The sequence below is a fragment of the Aerococcus sp. L_32 genome (assembly GCF_050689315.1).
The window spans coordinates 1-1,167 of record NZ_JBOEQF010000554.1; the positions used below are offsets into that span (position 1 = coordinate 1).

At 43.4% G+C, this 1,167-nt stretch carries 2 protein-coding genes; both read left to right on the plus strand.

What is annotated here, in order from left to right; all coding sequences use genetic code 11:
- Nucleotides 1-439 (plus strand): non-canonical purine NTP pyrophosphatase (locus ACRCJ0_RS14720; protein ID WP_431390953.1); only part of this gene is annotated, 439 nt, incomplete at its 5' end.
- Nucleotides 417-911, plus strand: a complete 495-nt coding sequence (locus ACRCJ0_RS14725; protein ID WP_149255739.1) for a YfcE family phosphodiesterase — start codon at nt 417-419, stop codon at nt 909-911. The genes ACRCJ0_RS14720 and ACRCJ0_RS14725, both read left to right, overlap by 23 nt.
- Nucleotides 912-1,167 lie beyond the last annotated feature (256 nt).

A 1,167-nucleotide genomic window follows, 5' to 3' on the forward strand; every position in this document is an offset into this window, starting at 1 on the left:
TATTCCAGTCATTGCGGATGATTCTGGTCTAGCCATTGACGCATTAGACGGGGCACCAGGCGTTTATTCAGCCCGTTACGCAGGCCCTGAGAAGTCAGATGCCAATAACCGGAAAAAGGCCTTAACCGAGCTTGCTGACGTACCTGACGCAGATAGAGGCGCGACTTTCCATACCTATCTAGTCGTTTCTGACGCACAAGGTCAAGTCATCAACCGCTACCACGGCACTTTATCTGGTGTCATCTTACGTGAAGAGCGCGGGGAAAATGGCTTCGGCTATGACCCAATTTTTTACGTACCAAGTGAAGGGTTAACCACAGCTGAAATGTCAGCAGAAAAAAAAGATTCTTTAAGTCACCGAGGCAATGCCTTACGATTACTAGCCAAAGATTTACAAAGTGGGGAGTTGAACTTATATGAAGATTCTAATCACAAGTGATAACCACGGCGACCATGAAGCGCTGGTCAACCTAGTCTTAAAAGCAGGGGATGACATTGATTTATTTATCCACTGTGGTGACTCTGAGTTATCAGAAGACGATACCATTTGGGGAATTTTCCATACCGTAAGAGGGAACACTGACTATGGCAACTACAAGGACGCCATTAGTTTAAATACCCCTGAAGGAAAAATTGTTGTGACCCACGGCCATTTATATGGGGTAAAACAAAGCTTGAAGAAATTGGTTGCCTTAGCGAAAGAAAATCAAGCGGATGTCATCATGTACGGCCATACTCATGTCATGGATGACCAAGAAATCGACGGGATTAAAATTATTAACCCAGGTTCAATCCGCATTCCAAAAGGTAACTACCCATACCCATCATTTGCTATTTTAGACTGGCAAGGTGACAAGAAAGAAGTCACTTTCTACAATGCAGACTGGGAAATTATTACAGAAGTTGGCTAAATAATAAAAAAAGAAACCGCACGGTCAAGTCCTGGTTTGGACACCAATCGTGCGGTTTTTGTATATGTGATTGTAATGATTATAGTTCTGCTCCTGAGTCATAAACAGGTTGTTTGTAGCCATTGCGTACAAGTAGGGCTGTAAGTTGTTCATAGTAGTGTGAACGAACTGCCATCTTATCGCTATCTCTAGTATTGAATACTACACGGTAGAATAAGCGACCGACAGCGTCACGTTGGTAACCCCAAACTTCTGG